The organism is Engelhardtia mirabilis (assembly GCF_007748095.1).
Classification (GTDB): Bacteria; Planctomycetota; UBA1135; order UBA1135.
Window position 1 is genome coordinate 3738310 of sequence record NZ_CP036287.1, and the last position, 17340, is coordinate 3755649.

Consider the following 17340-nt stretch of genomic DNA (forward strand, 5'->3'; position numbering starts at 1 on the left):
TTCTCCTCAATCTCCTCACGGTATGGCCAGCCTATCAAATCCAGATTCGACCGCTCCGCCCTCGCCCAGATCGAGACAGGCCTTGGACCGCGCCGAACTCGACATCGAGATTCCGCCGGGCACAACGCGACGCACCTGCGGTAGGACGAGGGCGCGATAGTCATCCGAGCGCTCGAACAGCTCTTCATGAGTACCCGAGTCGACGACGGAGCCCTCCACCAGGACATGGATCTGGTCGAAGCGTTGGATGCATGAGAAGCGGTGCGAGACTGCAATCAGCACTCCGTCATCCCGGGTCATCAGCAGGTCCAGCACACGTTCTTCCAGGGCCGCGTCGAGTCCGCTGGTCGCCTCGTCCAGGATCCAGCACGAGGACGAGTGCAATAGCTCCCTGAGGAGCAATAGGCGCTGTCGCTCGCCCGCCGAGAGCTGCGGACGCCCGGGCGGAATGAGCTCCGGCGGCAAGAGGTCGGGCAGTCCGAGGCCCAGTCGCAGTTCGCGATTGCGCCCGTGCCGGCGGGCCCGGCCGGCGACCTGATCGAGCCCGAGCGTGGAGACGATCTCGTCCAGTTGACCCTCGATGGGCCCGGGTTGATCGACACGATAGATTGCGTTCTCACGGAACGACCGATCGAGCACGAAACCCTCGTGCGAGATGGCACTCAGCTGCCGGCGGAAGGACGCGAGGTCCAGATCTCGCAAGTCGTGACCGTTGACGAGGATGCGCCCCTTCGTCGGACGGTAGTAGCCGCAGATCAGCCGCCCGATGGTGGACTTGCCGACCCCGCTCGCACCGACGAGGATCGCAGATCGACCGGCCTCGAACTCGAGATCGATCCCCTTCAGTACCCACTCGGACTGACCCGTCGATGGTTCCCGTCGACCGAGAGCCAGCCGCACCTCGGCCGCCGAGATCCTGCCCCGACGCAACTTCTTGGCCAGCTTTCGCTCGACCGCAGGCGGGAGCGGCACGTCGCGCTCCGGGTAGGCGAACCAGACGTCCTCGAAGACGACCTGCCGAACCGGCTCGTCCAGCACCCGACTTCCGGATTCGCCCTCGTACTCGTCGCCCATCGCGAGAATCTCCCGCACACGGTCAACTGCCACCATCGCCTCGTCGATCTTCGCACCGGTGCGGATACTCGACTGGAACGCGTTGATCGCCATCCCGGAGAACATCGCGAAGCTCACGAAGCTACCCAGGCTTAGGTCGCCGCGACTGACCAGGATCAGTCCGTAGAAGTACACCAGCAGAGGAAGCACTCGTTGAACGAGACGGCCTGCGGCCCCTGACAGCGCTCGCAACCTCTCGATTCGCCGAACCTCCAGGAAGGCCAGGTGCGACCGACGCTCGAACTCCTCCGTCTCGCGGTCCTCTCGGACCGAGAGCTTCACGAGGGGAAGTGACCTGATGACGTCCGCCAGCCAGCTCGAATTCGACGCCGTCAGCTCGGATTGAACCTCCTGCACGTCCCGCATTCGGCGGCGGATGATCAGAATCAGCCAGGCGCTGAAGGGAGTAACGATCAACACCCACAGGAACATCTTGATGCTGATCGCGGCCATCAGTCCACCGAACACCAAGGCCCGGAACACGGCCGACAGCCGCAGCACAAGGTTGTGCGGGTAGATCGCGGTCATGGCGCGCGCGTCGCCCTGAATCCGACTTTGCCAGTACCCGGCGTCCCGGCTGTAGGTGTCAACCAGGGGCGCGCGCGCGATCTTGCCAAAAAGGCGCACGGTCAGCCGATCGCCGATCCCGTGGTCCTGGAGACGAGCCAAGTAGTTGTAGAAGAACCGCAACGACCCGGCGATGAGCATCAGCCCGCCCACGATGGCCCCGATCGCCGGAAGCCGACGAGGCAGGTCCTCACCCATGGCACGGTCGAGCGAACCACCTGCCACGAGCGGCATGGCGATCTCCGTCGCCGTGCGCACGAGAGTGAGGAGAATCCCGACGAAGAAGGGCAGCCAGTCCGGCTTGAGGTGGTGCCAGGTCCACCCGATAGCCTCCTTCCACTTCGCTACTCGCCAGCGGCGCGGACCATCCCCCAGGTCCGCCGACAGATCGCCGACGGACCCGGAGTCACCCGAACCAGATTCCGGTTCCACGTTCAGCTCACCGAGTTCTCGCGGCCGACTTGGAGCGCCGCTTCTTTCGCCCGAACCTGGCTCAAGAGACGTTCACAGAGGCTCACAATGCGGAAGTCCTCGCGCTCGGTCTCGATTCGCTCTTCGAGGTAGTCGACGATCTCCTGGAACGGGATCCCCAGCACGTCGTACTCCCGAATGCACTCAGGCGACACGCCGTAGGCATCGTTGAAGAGGTAGCCGGGGTTGGCCCGGCAGGTCTTCCCATAGAAGCAGTTCTCGATGAAGTTGCAGCTGTTGCAGAGCCGCAGCTTGGGACGGTAGTCCGCGCGTAGCCAATCCCAGCCAGGCGAGGACCAGATATCCACCAACTCGCGATCCCGAACCGAGCCCATCGCGTAGGGAGCGGCGCCCACATACCGCGGGCAGCCGTAGGCCTGCCCATCGGCCCCGAGGGCCATCTGTGAAGTGCCCGCCGTGCAGACGTTGAAACCAGCCGCGCGACTCTGAGAGTACTTGCGCTGGAACGACTTCTTCCAGTCGGCGGACTCCGGAGTGATCTCCACTTCCGCCTCCGCACGCACCTCGAGCGCTTCCTCCTCCACCTTCGGCTCGTCGAGAGGGAACGTGTAGCTGCTGAAATTGATCTGCAGCCCGCGTCGGGCCCACTTGTCGATGATCGGCTCGATGTCTCCCCGCAGCGCGACGAGTTCCTCGCGCGTGAAGTAGATGTTCTCTTCACTCTCGCCGGTCCCGATCTGCTCGCCGGGATGCACCGAGATCCACGTCACACCGTGGGTTCGCACGACTTCGGCGAGCGCATCGAGCTCCGCCGCGCAGGCGCTTCCCTTGTGCAGCACCGACTCCACGAAGAAGTGGATTCGATGCTTCTGAAGCAGCTTCATGGTTCTGACCACTCGGTCGAAGTTGCCCTTGCGATTGCGGAGGAAATCGTGCGTCGACGCCGTGCCGCCGTCCAGGGAGAGGTGGATCGAGAAGCGACTCCCCTTGCGCGTCTTGGCATCGATGAACTTGTCGATGTTGTCCTCGTTGATCCGCGTCCCATTGGTGTACAGGACCACGGTGAAGCGCCGCGAGAGGGCATCTTCGAAGATCTCCCAGAAGTCAGGCCGAATCATTGGCTCGCCGCCGGTCAGGCGGACGCTCTCGACGCCACCCTCCTCGAGCTGATCGAAGACACGACTCAGCTCGTCGGTCGACAGGTCGTTCTTCGTCGATACGTGCGGATTGGAGCCGACGCAGCAGTGCAGGCAGGCGAGATTGCAGCGCTCGGTGAGATTGATACCCACCGAAACCGGGAAGCTCCGGACCTGCTTGTCGTGCCTCTGAAGCGAGGGGGCCTTGAAGAAGATCGGCCGGTCCTCCTTGCTCCACTCCAGCTTGTGCCGCTGCTGAGCGATCTTGTCGTTGACTTCGTTCGTGGGGCGGATCAAGCACAGCCCTACCAACCGATCCATGTAGGCGGCGAGGGCCTCGTCGATCGGCACCTCATCACCGACGAGGACGGGCAGCTCTTCGACGAAGAAGCGCTCGACGTCCGCCCGCAGGCGCGGCTCACCGAAGAAGCGCAGAAGCTCGAACTCGATCCGGCCGGGGTAGTGCGTCTGGTACCGCACGTTGTCCCGCACTTGGAAGCCGAACTCCGAGAAGTTCTCGGTTTCGTCGATCAGGGTCAGCTTGTCCGCCAGGACAAAGGCGTCGTAGCGAAGATCTTCCCAGCCCTTCTTCTCGGGCTGCTTGGCGCGGACCTCGTCAATCCTGAAGGCTGATCTGGGCATTTGGTCCTCCTGCGGTAGAACCCGAACGGGTGCTGGCACCCGTTGATTGCGACCTTTACTCGGTCGCGTGTTGGAACTCCGGCGGCGGCATCTCGGGTCCTGGATACCGCCGCCCGTCGCCGCGAGTTGAACCGACCCCATGGCCGGGCGGCGATCGAACCACCTGGGTCGTGAAGCGCGGGGACCACTCAGGCAAGCAGCCCCCACGCGACGGAACTCAGCGGCTCACGACATCACGACGCCTTCTGCTTCTCCTTGCCGTGCTCGCAGCAATTCAGATCATCGCAGGAATCGTTGTTGCTGCAGGTCGTGTTGTCCGTGCAGCTGACGTTGTCGTAACAGGCGGAGTTCTCTCCGAACCAGCCGCTGTCACAGGCCTGGTTGTTCGAGCAACCGCTGTTCTCGTTGCAATCGTCGTTGTCGACGCAGTTGGTGTTGTCGTCGCACTCGGCATTCGTCTTGCACGTGTTGTTGTCGTCGCAAGAGTCATTCATCCCGCACGAGTTGTTGTCATCCCCGGCGACGGTGTCATAGATGGTGACCCCGGCACCGGCAACGCCGACGACGCCGCAGTAGACGGCGACGACCGCGTGCAGCTTCTCGATATCTCCAACGTCGCCGTCGGTGACCGAGATGATGTCGCCGAACCCCGGCCGGGCCGGGGGCCGGCGCGCACGGCGAGACACACGTCTGCTCTGAGGTCCCTCAAGGGTTGTGAGCATTGGCAGGCTCTCCTTCACACATGTAATGGTTCTCAGACGCCATGAAGGCCGAGTTGGCGCCCGCGGGAAGTGGACCCGGCATCCGAGTTCGACCGTCGTGCTGGGCCTGAGAGGTGTCAATCATTCGCGTCAGATTTCTCGACCCACGGCATCCCCCCCTCCCGCTAAGCCGACCGCTAAGCAACCTACATTGACGTTTGTTTCGAGGATCAAGCGGCAACCAACTTACAGATCGTCTTCCTTGGCGGGACTCTTGCGGCTCCTCGCCCCATCCGCGCAGCCATCGTGCGGTCGACACCTTGGGCCGCTCGAACAACTCTCCAGCGCGCGTAAGGTGCCAGATCATCGACTCGGGGAGACACACCATAGGAGTTCGCAAACGAGCCTATCGCGTCACGTTCTCGAGCTCCCATTCCGCACCGACACGAGCCCGCCGGAACTCGCTCGGCGCCGCCCTTTACCCTCGACGAACGGCGGCTCTGCGCTAGGCTCGTGCGAGTTGTGCCGGGCCTTGCACTTGATGGAGGAGTCCAGAACCCATGCCGCTCCAGGATGTCGATCTCGCACTAGTACGAATGCCTTGGTCCGCTCTGGACCGGCCGTCGCCCGCGCTCGGGATACTCCGGCCACTGCTCGACTCGTACGGCGTCAGTCATGAGACGGTCTTCGGGGACTTCCTGACTGCGCAAGAGATCGGATTGGACCTCTACCGTCGGATCGCGGCCGGCGACAGCTGGGTTCTACTGCCGGAATGGCTGTTCTCGCGCGCCGCGTTCCCCGAGCGATTCGAATCCGCAGCCGGGATCGCACTGGACGAACTGGACGACGTCAGCCGCCGAGAACTGCGTGCGGTCCTTCGCGACCACGGCGAGGCCCTAGGCGAGTTCCGTGATCGCGGTGCGACCGCCGTTGCGGCCCGGATCGTGGAGCAGCTGGCTGGCGCCCGGGCAGTCGCCTTCACGTGCAGCATCAATCAACTCGTTCCGGCCCTGGCCGTCGCGAGGCTCCTGAAGGATCGGCGCCCAGACGTTCGCGTACTGCTCGGAGGGACCCAGGTCGAGGGCGACATGGGTAACGCGGTCCTCGAGGTCGCACCCTGGATCGACGCCGTGTACATGGGCGAGGCCGAGGTCGGTCTGCGCCAGACGATGGACTGGCTGCTGCGCCGATCTCCTTCGCCGTCTACACCGTTCCTGTCCCACCGCGCTGAGGACGGAAGTGTTGTCCGTGCCCGCGACGTGGGGCTGCTTCACGACATGGACGCGAGCCCGGTCCCGGACTATCGACCGTACATCGAGCACCTCACGAGTCCGCTGGCTCGCGGGCTCGACGTGACGTGCTCGTCGATCCCCTTCGTAAGCTCGCGTGGATGCTGGTGGGGCGCCCGTAGTCATTGCACGTTCTGTGGTCTCAACGGAACGGGGCTTGCGTTCCGCGCCAAGTCCCCGGAGCGCGTCTACCGAGAGCTGCTCGGCCTCGCCCAGGACTATCAGTCGCTGACCCTGGTCGGCATGGACAACATCATCCCGCACGGATACTTCAACACACTCCTGCCACGCTTGGCTGCTTCGGGGCTCGACTTGGATATCCGCTACGAGGCGAAAGCGAATCTCAAGCGTGACCAGATGCGAGCGTTCCGAGATGCCGGTGTCCGGGTGATTCAACCGGGGATCGAGAGCTTGAGTGACCATTCGCTCGAACTCATGGCGAAGGGTGTGACGGCAATCCAGAACATCCAGACCTTGAAGCTCGCCGGGCACTACGGAATCGAGCCCCAGTGGAACTTGCTCTTCGGCTTTCCGGGCGAGACCGACGAGGACCTCCTGGAGCAGGCGGCGCTGATGCCGCGACTGCACCACCTGCCCCCGCCCGTCGGTCCGGCGCCCGTGCGGGTGGAGCGATTCAGTCCCTACCACTTCGAGCCCGAGCGGCACGGGATCGACGAGCTCGCGCCGCTCGCCGGCTACCAACACGTGTTCCCGTCGTCCGCGATCGAGCTCGCGGACCTGGCCTTCTACTTCGACATCCGCACCCGCTCCCGTCCCGGGCCCAGTGAACGCGCCGCAGCGTCCTTCATGACCGCCTGCCACGAGTGGCAGCGACGATGGGCTCGCGGAGCCTCGCCGCCGCTCCTGCACTACTACCGCGGGCCGGGATTCGTCGAGGTTCGCGACCGACGTCACCGGAACACCTCGCTCATCCATCGGCTCGAGGGGCTCGAAGCCGAGCTGCTGCTGTCCCTCGACGACAGGACCGGTCGGCGGCAGCTCCACGAACGCTTCGGTGACCCAGTCGCGGTCGACTTGGCCCTGCGGGCCCTGGACCGTGTACGCCTCATCCTCGATGACGGGCGCTCGGTGGTCGGGCTCCCGCTTCCGGCGCCCAAGGGCCTGGACAGTAGCGCCCGGCGCGAGGTCTTTGTCGCCAAGGTGCCCCAGGCCGCAAGCCGTGCCCATCGCCGCGCGCCCCGTCCGACGGCGGGTCTCGCGCCGACAGCCGTGGCAACGAAAGGGAACTGAGATGGACCTGGCCAGAGACTCCTCGGCCACCCCGATCCGCCTGGTCTCGTTCGCGTCCGGCTTCACGGTCCTGGCCCTCGAGATCGTCGGCGCCCGGATGGTGGCGCCGGCGTTCGGCGGCTCGATCTACGTATGGGCGGCACTCCTGACGACGACACTGCTGTCGCTGGGAGTCGGCTACGCCGTCGGCGGCTTTCTGTCCGACCGCTTCGATCCACGGCGCGCGCTCGAGCAGGTGGTCGGGATCGCGGCCCTGATCCTGCTGGCGCTGCCCTTCTACAAATCGTCCGTGGCGAGCGCGGCGGCGAGTCTTGGCGTGCGTGCCGGCGCACTGGTCACGACCGGCCTCCTCTTGGGCCCGCCCCTGGTCACCCTCGGCTGCGTCCTGCCCCTCTGTCTGGGCGCCAGGGTCCGGGCCGTGGACCGGCTCGGCCGCGAGTTCGGAACACTCAGCCTGTGGTCGACGGCGGGCAGCGTACTGGGGACGCTCTCCACCGGGTTCTACTTACTCCAGTGGCTGTCGCTGTCGGAGATCCTCCGGGCCCTGGCAGGCGCCATGGTGGTCTGCTTGGCTCTCGTACTGTGGAGTAACCGTCGGCGCCCGGGTCGACCGCGCCGCGCCAGCGCTCTCGCGGGCTACGCGGCACTGGTCGCATTCGTGCCGTTCGAGCCCCAGGTCGCCTCGGATGGTGCGGTCACGATCCCGTCGCTCTACGGCGAGGTGCGCGTCGAGGACGATCGACGGTCCGGGCACCGGACCTTGTTTCTCGACGGCCTTCCGAACTCGCGGGTCGGCCTTGACGGCCGGTCGTCGGAATCGGACGTGGTCTACGGCCTGGAGCTCGTCACCGCCATGCGCCCCAAGCTGCGCCGGGTGCTGTTCATCGGGCTGGGCGCGGGCCGCGGCGTCGAGGTCCTCTGGAACTCGCACGGGATCGTCTCCGATGTCGTCGAGATCGATCCCAGTGTGGTTCGGGTGGCCCGCGAGTACTTCCAATTCGAGTCCCAGGGAGCCGTTGTCGTCGGCGACGGACGCCGCTTCTGCCGATCGACTTCCCAGTGCTACGACGCCGTCGTGCTCGACGCCTTCTCCGGCGACTCTCACCCCTACCACCTGCTCAGCGCTGAGGCACTCGAAGATTACCGCTCCTGCCTCGCGCCAGACGGGGTCCTGGCCTGCAATCTCCTCACCTACGCGAGCGGGGAGCGGGCTCGCCTGCGCGCCTCGGTTGCGGCGACGTTCCGCAGCGCCTTTGCGAACTTGTCCACCTTCAACGCGAACCCGCGCCGCGACTCGAGCGGCGTCTGCAACCTGCTTTTCTTCGCATCGGACGGGCCACTCGACATCGCCCCCGAGACCTTCTCCGACGACTCCGGCCTGGCCTCTTACTACCGCAGTATCGTGGACGCCTTGGCGGCGAGCCCGACCGATCTCCCCCCGGGCGTGGTCTTGACCGACGACCACAATCCCGCCGACCTGCTCGGCGCCGAGGCCTTCCTCGACATCCGCCGCGAATCCAAGCCCTTCCGAGTCGCTCGCCGCCGATGGTCGATTGAAGCGGTGGCGCGTTGAGACTGCCGCGCAGGCTCCCGAGCCTCGCGCTCGCCCGCCTTCGCCGAACCGTGCGACGATGGTCGCTCGGCCGAGTCTCGTCTCCCTGGCCGGATATCGTCGCCGCTCAGTTGGACCTCCACCTGAGCGCGGCTGGGGACTTCGAGGCCAGGGTCGAGCTCGAGGTGTCAGGCTCGCTGGGTGTGTGGTGGCCCTTCCTCCTGGCAAGGCCCTTGGAACTCATCGCGGTATTCGATCTGTCGGACACCGTCGAAGGGCAGTGCTCCCTTCGGGGCCCTACGGCGCACGGTCTGCCGCTGGCGACGGAGGGTGCGCTGTACGGTGTACGCCTCTCCAGCTCTTGCGGCCGACCGCGCCGGGCCCGTCTGCGCTTCGAGATTCGCGGGCGCGGGTTGAACGAGCGTCGACGAGACTGGCGCGGAGCGATCGTTGCTGACGGCGAGCGCGTGCGCATGTCGGAGCAGAGCCTCTTTCTGCCCCAGGTGCTCGTGAGTCCCGGCAACCGGGCGCCGGCGACCTTTCCCTGGGAAGCGTTCGTTACCGTTCCGAAGGGAATCGAGATGATCATGCCCGGGCAGATGCTCGAGGCGCCGACCGACGTACCGTGCGGCGTTCGCTGGCGTTTCGGTTCGAGCGAGCCCTCGACCCTCTGGATCGTGGGTGCAAGGAAGCCGCGGATCGTCATTCCACCTCGCGAGAGCCGCTCGCCGGCAATCACCGCCGTAATGGACGATTCGCCGGCCCACTCGGCGATCGACTACGCCAGGACTCTGCAGGACGCGGTCGAGTCCTACTCGGAGCTCTTCGCCCCTACCACGCTGCATACGGTCGCGGTCGTGCACGACGAGTCCATGAACTACCATTGGTCATCGCCGGGTATGGTCCTTTTGGGTCGCCACGGGACCCGGCTTCCCGTGGGCCTCATAGGACACGAGGCGGCCCATTTCTGGTGGGGTGGCGCAACGGTGTTCGTCGGCCTTGGCGAACGCTTCCTGACCGAAGGACTGGCGGAGTACTCGGCGTGGCGCTTCATGGAGCGGCGTGGCTCAGGGGACGGAGCTACCCAGCGAGCCCGAGAGGCGCGGAACACGCTTCAGGTAAGGGCCCGCGAGGGTCAGCCCTGCCCGGCCCTGCTGGTCGCGAACTTCGACACGCTGGGCTACGACACCGCGGTCTACCTCTTGGCTCCGCTGGTCCTTCGATATCTCGAGCTGCGGATTGGACAGCAGCGCTTCGACGAATTCCTCGGTCGCCTGGCCCGGCGTCGGATCGTCGGCGCAGCCGACGCGGTGGCCGAGATCGGCGCGCTGCTGGGTGGCGCGACCGAGGCGCTGATTCGCGAAGCACCGTGGCTCCTGCAACCCGGGCCCTTTGAAGTTCTCGTCGAGAGTATCGAATCGTCCTCCCATGGCCGACACGTCGAGCTAACCACCAGGTTCGTTCGATCGAACGAACAGGTCTCCTTCGACGGAGTGCTCTCGGTGACGTGCCACGGGCGCGGGGGCGGCGATCGCTGCCAACGCGAGCTTCGCTTCGTCGGTGGAGTTGGGCGCGCCTCGCTCGCCGCTCCCTTCGAGATCGCGGAGCTCTGGTTCGATCCCGACGCACGATTCCCGGCCCGCGTGCCGCCGGTACAACGAGCGACGGCGGGTGGCGCCTGGCTGGCCTTGGACACGCCTCCGGCGGTGAGCGCGGCCCGTTTCGTCCCCAATGCGAGCGAGACCGGTCGGGGCCACCTCGAGGTGCGATTCGACCGCCCGATGGACGGTCGAATGGGGATCAACCGCGTCGATCAAGACGAGGCCCGCCAGCGCGGCTACAAGATTCCCCGCGTGGTTGACGGTGAGTGGCGGGAGGGAGGCGCGGTGCTGGACTTGTGGCTGCAGGGACTCGAGCCGGACGAGCTCTACACCGTGCCCTTCCGCGGGCGACGATTCCGCGACCTCTACGGCATGCCCCTCGCCGCCTTCGACGTCCGAGTTGCGGTTGGGCCCGCGGCGGCCAACGCTGAGGTCGTGGACGGTGAACCGGTCGACGAGTCCGATCTCGTCCCCTCGTAGCCGAGTCCGCGCCCGAGACGGCAGGCGGAGCCAGTCCGTGCCTCACAGCTGCGATACCACCGCACCGCCCTCACCCATGGGCCGACACCCGCAGGACCGCCCCCGTCGGGCGATCCGGGTCTTCTGGGGGCGCCTCGCACCTGCGATGCTCGCGTCCGTCGCGAGCGCCACCGAGCGGCGGCGATGCCGGGCGGACGACGAGGTGCTTCCCGATGGGCACGAGACTGCCGAGCAGTCCTGGGGGGCTTCGCGGAGTCCACTGGGATCGAGTCTGCGGCGCGATCCCGCACGCTCTGACCAGCGGTCATCGGCAACCTCGCACGGTGAATCTGGTCACCGCACAGAGCGCTTCCATCAGTCGCCAAGCTCCAGGGAGTCTGGCCGCGGTTCACCTGTCCGGAGTTGTTCCGCGGCTGGACCGCTGGAGGTCAGCCCGCTTCAGCCGCCCGGTGCTCGACCTCGACCACGGTCGTGATGCCGCCGCGCACCCAGAAGTCCCCCACCACCGTCATCCGGCGCGGCTTGCAGGCCGCCACCAGGTCGTCGAGGATCCGGTTCGTGACGGCCTCGTGGAAAGCGCCCTCGTCACGGAAGGACCACAGGTAGAGCTTGAGGCTCTTCAGCTCCACGCAGTGTTCGTCGGGCGTATAGCGGATGCGGATCGTGGCGAAGTCCGGCTGGCCCGTCTTGGGGCACAGGCAGGTGAACTCCGGACAGTCGAAGCGGATCTCGTAGTCCCGCTCGGGGCAGGGGTTGGGGAAGGTCTCGAGGGCCTTCGACGGCTGGCTGCTCATGGGGCGGGGCACCCTAGCGGGCGTTGCGTAGCGAGGCTAGTTCGCCGCGGCTTGGTCCGGGGCCGAGTGTCCGCGCGCGCGGACCAGGGGCAGGCCGTCGACGCGGTATTCGAGCTCCCAGGCCACGGTCTGGCCCAGCTCGACCATGTCTTCGACCCAGCGCCCGACGCCGCGGAAGCGCAGGGGCGAGCCCGCGCGCTGGCCGCGGATCTCCTCCTCGATGTAGTCGAGCGTGTCCAGAGCCAGCAGTCGCAGCCGCCAGCGTCCGCCCGGAACCCGTTCCAGAAGACCCTGCTCGGGCGCGGGGAAGCGCCAGCCCCAGCCGACGCGCAGGGGCACCATCTGCGCCACCGTCGTCGGCAGCGCCGGCAGCACGCGCACCTCACGCACCGTCGGTAGGCCGCCTTCGAACCACACGCGCGTGACCCGCTCGCCCAGGCGCCAGGCCAGGCTCTCGCCCGCATCGATGTAGGCCTCCGGTCCGTCACCGCCCTCGTACCACAGGATCGGCTCGGAGCCGTAGCGCGACTCCGCCGAACGCGCGCGCCAACCGGCCTCGACCGGCAAATCCTCGCGCGGCTCCGGGGGCGCGACCACGTGCAGCACCGCGGGCCCGAAGGCGTCGAGTTCCAGGTCCGGGGAGCGCGACGGCCCGTTCCAGAAGACCGACTCGTTGGGGCCCGTGGCCGGCGGCGCGGGTGCCAGGCGACGCCAGGCCCGGCGCTCGAGTTCGGAACCATCGGCCGGGTCGAGCCCAGCCGTCGGGTAGACCAAGAGCGGCGCCGCAGCGCGCACCTCGGCGAAGGACTCGTCCCGCACCCAAGTGACCAGGGCTTCGGCCGGCAAGTCGCGCACGTTGAGCGGCGCCAGGTCGCGCTCCGCCTGCACCTCGGCCCCGGTGAACATGGGGTGCAACATCCAGCCCAGGCCGTCCTCGATCGGATCGACCCCCGACACGTTGCGGGGCGCGTCGACGATCAGGATCTCCGCGGCGTCGGGCTCGGCCGCGATCGCCTCCGCCACATCGCGGCGCAGCTCCGCGAAGCGCGCGGCGGATTCGCCCCAGGGCTGGCCGTTGCCGTTGGCGAGGGTCGCGTAGCCGAAGGCCAGGACCAGGGGCAGGACCACTTGGCGGAAGTCCGACAGCGCCGTGCAGCACAGGCCCAGACCCGAGCTGAGCACCAGGGTCGCCGGCACCAGCGACACCGCGCCGCCCATGGTCGTCAGGTCGACCGGCTTCTGCAGTCCGAACAGCAGCGCGAAGGCCGTGCCCGCGATCAGGAACGAGAAGGCCCAGGTCCACAGGCGCGGCGCGGAGCGGGCGGCGATCAGGGCCGGCTGAAGGGCCGCCAGGAACAGCACGGCCGCGAGCACCAGACCGAGGAAGCCGAGCGAACTCGCGTTGGCCGGCAGGCACAGCACCCCGACCTTGTCGAGCACGTTGCCGAGGGCGGAGACGATCGCGCCCGGCTCCAGCAGGCCGGCCAGGCCGAAGCTGACCCGCGGGTAGTAGCCGTGGCCGGTGGTCGTACTGACCAACACCGTGTTGAGCTGAACGGCGATGCTGTAGACCACCAGCGTATTGAGCGAAGTCCGCAGGCGCGTGCTCAGGGGCCGGTGGCGACCGGTGGAGAGCAGCTCGGCGGTGGCCAGGCCAGCGGGCAGGGCCAAGGCGATCTGTCCCGAGAGCCCGGCCAAGAGCGCGAGGCCGCCGGCTAGCACCAGGCACACGTACTGCCGCTCTTGACGCCCGAACAGGAACAGGGTCCCGGCCCAGGTGGACAGGGCCAGGGACATCAGGTCCGCGCGCCCGGCGAGGCTCGCGACCGTCGGCACGCAGAGCGGATGCACCGCGAAGATCAGCGCCGCCGCGCCGCCCGCGCGCGAGGCCTGCTCGGCGCCGACCCAGGGTTGGAAGAGCCGCCGCAGGAAGCGCCACAGACCCCAACTGGCGATCAGCAAGAGGGCCAAGTTCTCGATCCGATAGAAGAAGGCGCTCGGCAGTCCGACCGCGCGGCCGTCGAGCGCGCCCCACAGGCGCAGCGAGGTCAAGAGCCACAGCCCCGAGAGCAGCGAGCCCACGTCCCCCCGAGTGTCGTCACCGACGACCGCAAGCACCTCGATCGGTGCGAAGTCCGCGATGGCCCGGGGGCCGGGCACGCCTTCCGCGTCCACCGACCAGCCGCCGGCGCGGACCAACAGCTCCATGTCGTGGCCATGGAACCCGGCCGAGAACAGGGGCGAGTAGGCGGTCCCGAGCCAGAGCACGCAGATCACCGCCACCAGAACGCGGCGCAGCGGTGAAGTCGTAGTGGGCGGCATGGGGCGCTTGGGGACGGTTCGGGGCCGGAGCGAGGGGAGCGCGACAGCCGGCCCCAGCACTCTCGCCCCAGGGCGCGCCGATCTCAAGCTCGGCGAGCCCCTCCCGGCGCCCGTTTCGCGCGACAGGGGGCAACCTCGCAGGCGCCCGTCCGTCCCCCCTGACGGGCGGGCGGGGGCCCGCGGTGGATGGAGGCGGAGCGGGGCCCGCGCCAACCGGGCGGGCCACTCCAGTGGTCCGCCCATCCCGACGCTGTCCCGGCCCGATCGCCCGGGTCCCCGCCCTCGCACGGTCCGAAGAACGAAGCGCGCCGCCCAACCGCTAAGCTCTGCACCGTCCCCCACGACCCCACCACCATGCTCGAGACCTTCCGACCGCTGATCGACGCCGCCCGAGGCCTGGACTTCTCCGACGCTGCCGCCGCGGAGGCGGAGCTGAATCGGCGCTTCGACCCCGGCTCCCCGGCCGCCCAGGCCCTGACCAAGGAGCTGGTCGCCCTGATGGAGGCCGGGAAGATCGCCGAGCGCGGCGAGCTGCCGGTGCGCTACGGCCGGGTCTCCAAGGCCGTCCCGGAGACCCTGGACCACTCCATCGACGTGGTCCTGATGAACGGTCCCGGGCCCCTGCACCGCCACCCTGCCGGGGAGGCCGACTTCTGCATCGCCCTCGACGGCCAGCCGACCTTCGACGGGCGCCCGCCGGGCTGGGTGGTCTACGGACCCGGGTCCGAGCACGTGCCCACCGTGGCCGGTGGGACGATGTTGATCGTCTACCTGCTGCCGACGGGCGCGATCGAGTTCCTCTGAGCGCTCGAGTGCACCGGACCCGCCGGTGAATCTTCGAGTTCGGCCAGTCGAGTCCCTCCCGTCGACGCCGGTAGCGGCCGCGGCGCCGGGCCCGGCCGACACCGCAACGCTTCTTTCACCGCTCGCGCCCCCGCCATCGATCCGAACGAGTGCGACGGCCCGTCTCCAACCCACCGAATCCCTGGTCGACCCAACACGTGGAGTGGCTGGGCGAGCCGCCCGCGACCACGACGCGGGTCTGGGAGGAGCGGGCCCACTCGATCCTGTCCTCCAACGACAGCCCGGACGTGCCCTTCCGCTGGAGCGCCAACGCCTACCGCGGCTGCGCCCACGCCTGCGCCTATTGCTACGCGCGGCCGACCCACGAGTTCCTGGAGCTGGGCGCGGGCACCGACTTCGAATCGCAGCTCGTGGTCAAGACCAACGCCGCCGAGTGCCTGGCGCTGGAGCTGGCGCGGCTCTCGTGGCGCGGCGAAACGGTTTGCCTCTCGGGCAACACCGACCCCTACCAGCCCCTCGAGGCGTCCTACGGGCTGACGCGGCGCATGCTCGAGGTCTGCCTGGCGCGTGCCAACCCGGTGGTCGTGATCAGCAAGGGCGCCCTGGTGCGGCGTGACGTGGACCTGTTGCGACGACTGCACGAGCGCGCCGGGGTGCAGGTCCACGTGTCGATCGCCTTCGCGGACGCCGAGGTCGCTCGGGCCATGGATCCGGGCGCGCCGACCCCGGCCCGGCGCTTCGAGACGCTGGCAATCCTGTCGGACGCCGGTGTCCCCACGGGTGTGGCGGTCTCGCCGTTGATCCCGGGTCTGAACGAGAGCGACGTGCCGACGATCCTCGAACGCGCCGCGGCTGCCGGAGCCACGCGGGCCTTCTCGACCCTGCTGCGTCTGCCGGGCCAGGTGCCGGTCATCTTCGAAGAGCGCCTGCGGGCCGCCTTCCCCGGGCGCGCCGACCACGTGCTCTCGGCCCTGCGCGACATGCGCGGCGGCGAGCTGCACGAAGCGCGCTTCGGCCGACGCATGTCCGGCGGCGGCGCACGCTGGGAGTTGGCGCAGCAGGTCTTCGAGCTCCACTGCCGTCGCAACGGCCTGGAGCTCGGCGAGACCGCGCGACCGGCGCTGCCGGCCGAGGCCCGGCGTCCGCACCAGGGGGAGTTGTTCGCATGAGCTTCGCGCTGCGCATTGTCGTCGACCGCGTCGCGGGGCGGACCACCGCGATTGCAGCGGGCGCCATCGCCCTGGCCCTCGGTTTGGTCGCCTGCGGGGGCACTTCAGCGCCGATCGAGCCGGGCGCCTACGCCGGCAAGAACGTGATCGTGACCCTGGTCGACGCGGCCTCGGCGGCGCACATGTCCGTCTACGGCTACGAGCGCCCGACCACACCCTTCCTGGAAGAGCTCGCGCGCCAGGCGATCGTATTCGACGACGTGACGGCCAGCGCTCCCTATACCCTGGCCTCGGTCGCCTCCCTGATGGTCGGCGAGCACGTGGACGTCCATCGCGTCGCGATCGCGGGCGATCCCCTGCCGACCGACGTGGGCCTGTTGGCGGAGGGCTTCGATCAGGCCGGCTACCGCTCCCTGGCCCTGTCCACCAACGCGCACGTGCACGAGCGCTTCGGCTTCGCACGCGGCTTCGAGCAGTTCGACTACATCGACCCCCTGGTCGGTAGCACGCCCTTCCACCAGGTCCCCGAGCTGCTGCTGGAGAAGCTCGACGCTTTCCTGGAACAGCCCAGGGAACGCCCCTTCTTCGCCTACGTGCACCTGATGCCGCCCCACGCGCCCTACGACCCGCCGCCGGACCTGCGCGGGTTGTTCGCGGATGGCAGCGAGGGGCGCGAGGGCGACCTCGACTTCCTGATCGCCCTCTCGGCTGGTGTCCGCCGCCCGACCCCGCAGGAGCGCCAGCGGGTCTGTGACCTTTACGACGGGGGTATGCGCTACGCCGACCGCATCCTGGCGCGCATCGCGGCCAGCCTCGAACGCAGCGGCGTGCTCGAGGAGACCCTGTGGGTGGTGCTCTCCGACCACGGCGAGGCCTTCGGCGAGCAGGGCATCTGGCAACACAGCAAGCTCGTGCAGGAGCGCATGTTGCGGGTGCCCCTGATCCTGCGTCTGCCCGGCGCGGCGCACGGGGGCCAGCACGTCGCGGAGCCGGTCAGCCTGGTCGACATCCACCCGACTCTGGTCGAGCTGTGTGGACTGGACCTGGATCCGCGCAGCACGAGCGTGTCGCTGCTGCCCCTGATCGACGGTCGGGAACTTCCGCGGCGCCCGGCGTTGATCGCGCGCACGGCCGGACCTGGGCCCCTGACTTCGATCCGGCGCGGCCGCTGGAAGGCCACCTACCGCTCCCAGGAGCGCACCTGGCTCCTGCACGACGTGGAGGCCGATTTCGACGAGCGCGACGACCGCAGCGCGGACGAGCCCGAGGTGCTGCTCGAGCTCCAGGCGGAGCTCCAGGCCTGGTGGCAGCGCTGGAGGCCGACGGCGGCCTCGCGTCAGCGCATCGAGCTGACCGACGAGTTGCGCGCGCACCTGGAAGCCCTGGGCTACCGCGACCTGCCCGAGGACGAGTAGCGACCGGCGAAAGTCGCGCATCGCTCGCCACAGCGGCGGCGCGGTCCGGATGGGGCCTGGGAGAAGCAAATC

The 17340-nt window shown here is 68.1% G+C and carries 11 protein-coding genes; 6 read left to right on the forward strand and 5 right to left on the reverse strand.

All coding sequences use genetic code 11. From position 1 onward, the window contains the following. Positions 1-15: 15 nt before the first annotated feature. From Pla133_RS13885 to Pla133_RS13895, 3 genes are all read right to left on the reverse strand, one after another. Positions 16-2112, reverse strand: a complete 2097-nt coding sequence (locus Pla133_RS13885) for an ABC transporter ATP-binding protein (RefSeq protein WP_145066204.1) — start codon at positions 2110-2112, stop codon at positions 16-18. A gap of 2 nt (positions 2113-2114) precedes the next feature. Then, positions 2115-3890 carry a radical SAM/SPASM domain-containing protein gene (locus Pla133_RS13890; RefSeq protein ID WP_419191519.1) on the reverse strand — a complete coding sequence of 592 codons (1776 nt, stop codon included), beginning with the start codon at positions 3888-3890 and terminating at the stop codon, positions 2115-2117. 233 nt (positions 3891-4123) lie between these two features. After that, the gene (locus Pla133_RS13895; RefSeq protein WP_145066208.1) at positions 4124-4612 is read right to left on the reverse strand and encodes a hypothetical protein; all 489 of its coding nucleotides are present in this window, start codon (positions 4610-4612) and stop codon (positions 4124-4126) included. Between the two features lie 575 nt (positions 4613-5187). Between Pla133_RS13895 and Pla133_RS13900 the strand changes: the two genes are divergently transcribed. The 3 genes from Pla133_RS13900 to Pla133_RS13910 all read left to right on the forward strand — a co-directional run bounded on the left by Pla133_RS13900 (position 5188) and on the right by Pla133_RS13910 (position 10764). Next, positions 5188-7131, forward strand: coding sequence for a RiPP maturation radical SAM C-methyltransferase (locus Pla133_RS13900; RefSeq protein ID WP_419191520.1), 1944 nt, complete (start codon positions 5188-5190; stop codon positions 7129-7131). A 1-nt stretch (position 7132) separates the two neighbouring features. After that, positions 7133-8704, forward strand: a complete 1572-nt coding sequence (locus Pla133_RS13905; protein WP_419191521.1) for a fused MFS/spermidine synthase — start codon at positions 7133-7135, stop codon at positions 8702-8704. 392 nt (positions 8705-9096) lie between these two features. Continuing rightward, positions 9097-10764, forward strand: a complete 1668-nt coding sequence (locus Pla133_RS13910; RefSeq protein WP_145066215.1) for a gluzincin family metallopeptidase — start codon at positions 9097-9099, stop codon at positions 10762-10764. Positions 10765-11192: 428 nt separating this feature from the next. On the opposite strand, the gene queF is transcribed toward Pla133_RS13910, so the two are convergent. Continuing rightward, the gene (gene queF, locus Pla133_RS13915) at positions 11193-11558 is read right to left on the reverse strand and encodes a preQ(1) synthase (protein WP_145066217.1); all 366 of its coding nucleotides are present in this window, start codon (positions 11556-11558) and stop codon (positions 11193-11195) included. 36 nt (positions 11559-11594) lie between these two features. Continuing rightward, positions 11595-13880 (reverse strand): hypothetical protein, encoded by a 2286-nt coding sequence (locus tag Pla133_RS13920; RefSeq protein WP_145066219.1) that lies wholly within the window; start codon positions 13878-13880, stop codon positions 11595-11597. Positions 13881-14234: 354 nt separating this feature from the next. Between Pla133_RS13920 and Pla133_RS13925 the strand changes: the two genes are divergently transcribed. From Pla133_RS13925 to Pla133_RS13935, 3 genes are all read left to right on the forward strand, one after another. Then, positions 14235-14684 carry a 4-hydroxylaminobenzoate lyase gene (locus tag Pla133_RS13925; protein WP_419191522.1) on the forward strand — a complete coding sequence of 150 codons (450 nt, stop codon included), beginning with the start codon at positions 14235-14237 and terminating at the stop codon, positions 14682-14684. 149 nt (positions 14685-14833) lie between these two features. After that, on the forward strand, positions 14834-15853 hold the full coding sequence (locus Pla133_RS13930; protein ID WP_145066223.1) for a radical SAM protein: 1020 nt from the start codon (positions 14834-14836) through the stop codon (positions 15851-15853). Continuing rightward, positions 15850-17268 (forward strand): sulfatase family protein, encoded by a 1419-nt coding sequence (locus Pla133_RS13935; RefSeq protein ID WP_145066225.1) that lies wholly within the window; start codon positions 15850-15852, stop codon positions 17266-17268. Before Pla133_RS13930 ends, Pla133_RS13935 begins: the two co-directional genes overlap by 4 nt. The last annotated feature ends 72 nt before the right edge of the window (positions 17269-17340 follow it).

What these genes read in the sequence shown, in the direction of transcription:
- Pla133_RS13890 (WP_419191519.1), bottom strand. Translation starts at nt 3,890, where the DNA reads ATGCCCAGATCAGCCTTCAGGATTGACGAGGTCCGCGCCAAGCAGCCC.
- Pla133_RS13895 (WP_145066208.1), bottom strand. Translation starts at nt 4,612, where the DNA reads ATGCTCACAACCCTTGAGGGACCTCAGAGCAGACGTGTGTCTCGCCGT.
- Pla133_RS13900 (WP_419191520.1), top strand. Translation starts at nt 5,188, where the DNA reads ATGCCTTGGTCCGCTCTGGACCGGCCGTCGCCCGCGCTCGGGATACTC.
- Pla133_RS13905 (WP_419191521.1), top strand. Translation starts at nt 7,133, where the DNA reads ATGGACCTGGCCAGAGACTCCTCGGCCACCCCGATCCGCCTGGTCTCG.
- queF (WP_145066217.1), bottom strand. Translation starts at nt 11,558, where the DNA reads ATGAGCAGCCAGCCGTCGAAGGCCCTCGAGACCTTCCCCAACCCCTGC.
- Pla133_RS13920 (WP_145066219.1), bottom strand. Translation starts at nt 13,880, where the DNA reads ATGCCGCCCACTACGACTTCACCGCTGCGCCGCGTTCTGGTGGCGGTG.
- Pla133_RS13925 (WP_419191522.1), top strand. Translation starts at nt 14,235, where the DNA reads ATGCTCGAGACCTTCCGACCGCTGATCGACGCCGCCCGAGGCCTGGAC.
- Pla133_RS13935 (WP_145066225.1), top strand. Translation starts at nt 15,850, where the DNA reads ATGAGCTTCGCGCTGCGCATTGTCGTCGACCGCGTCGCGGGGCGGACC.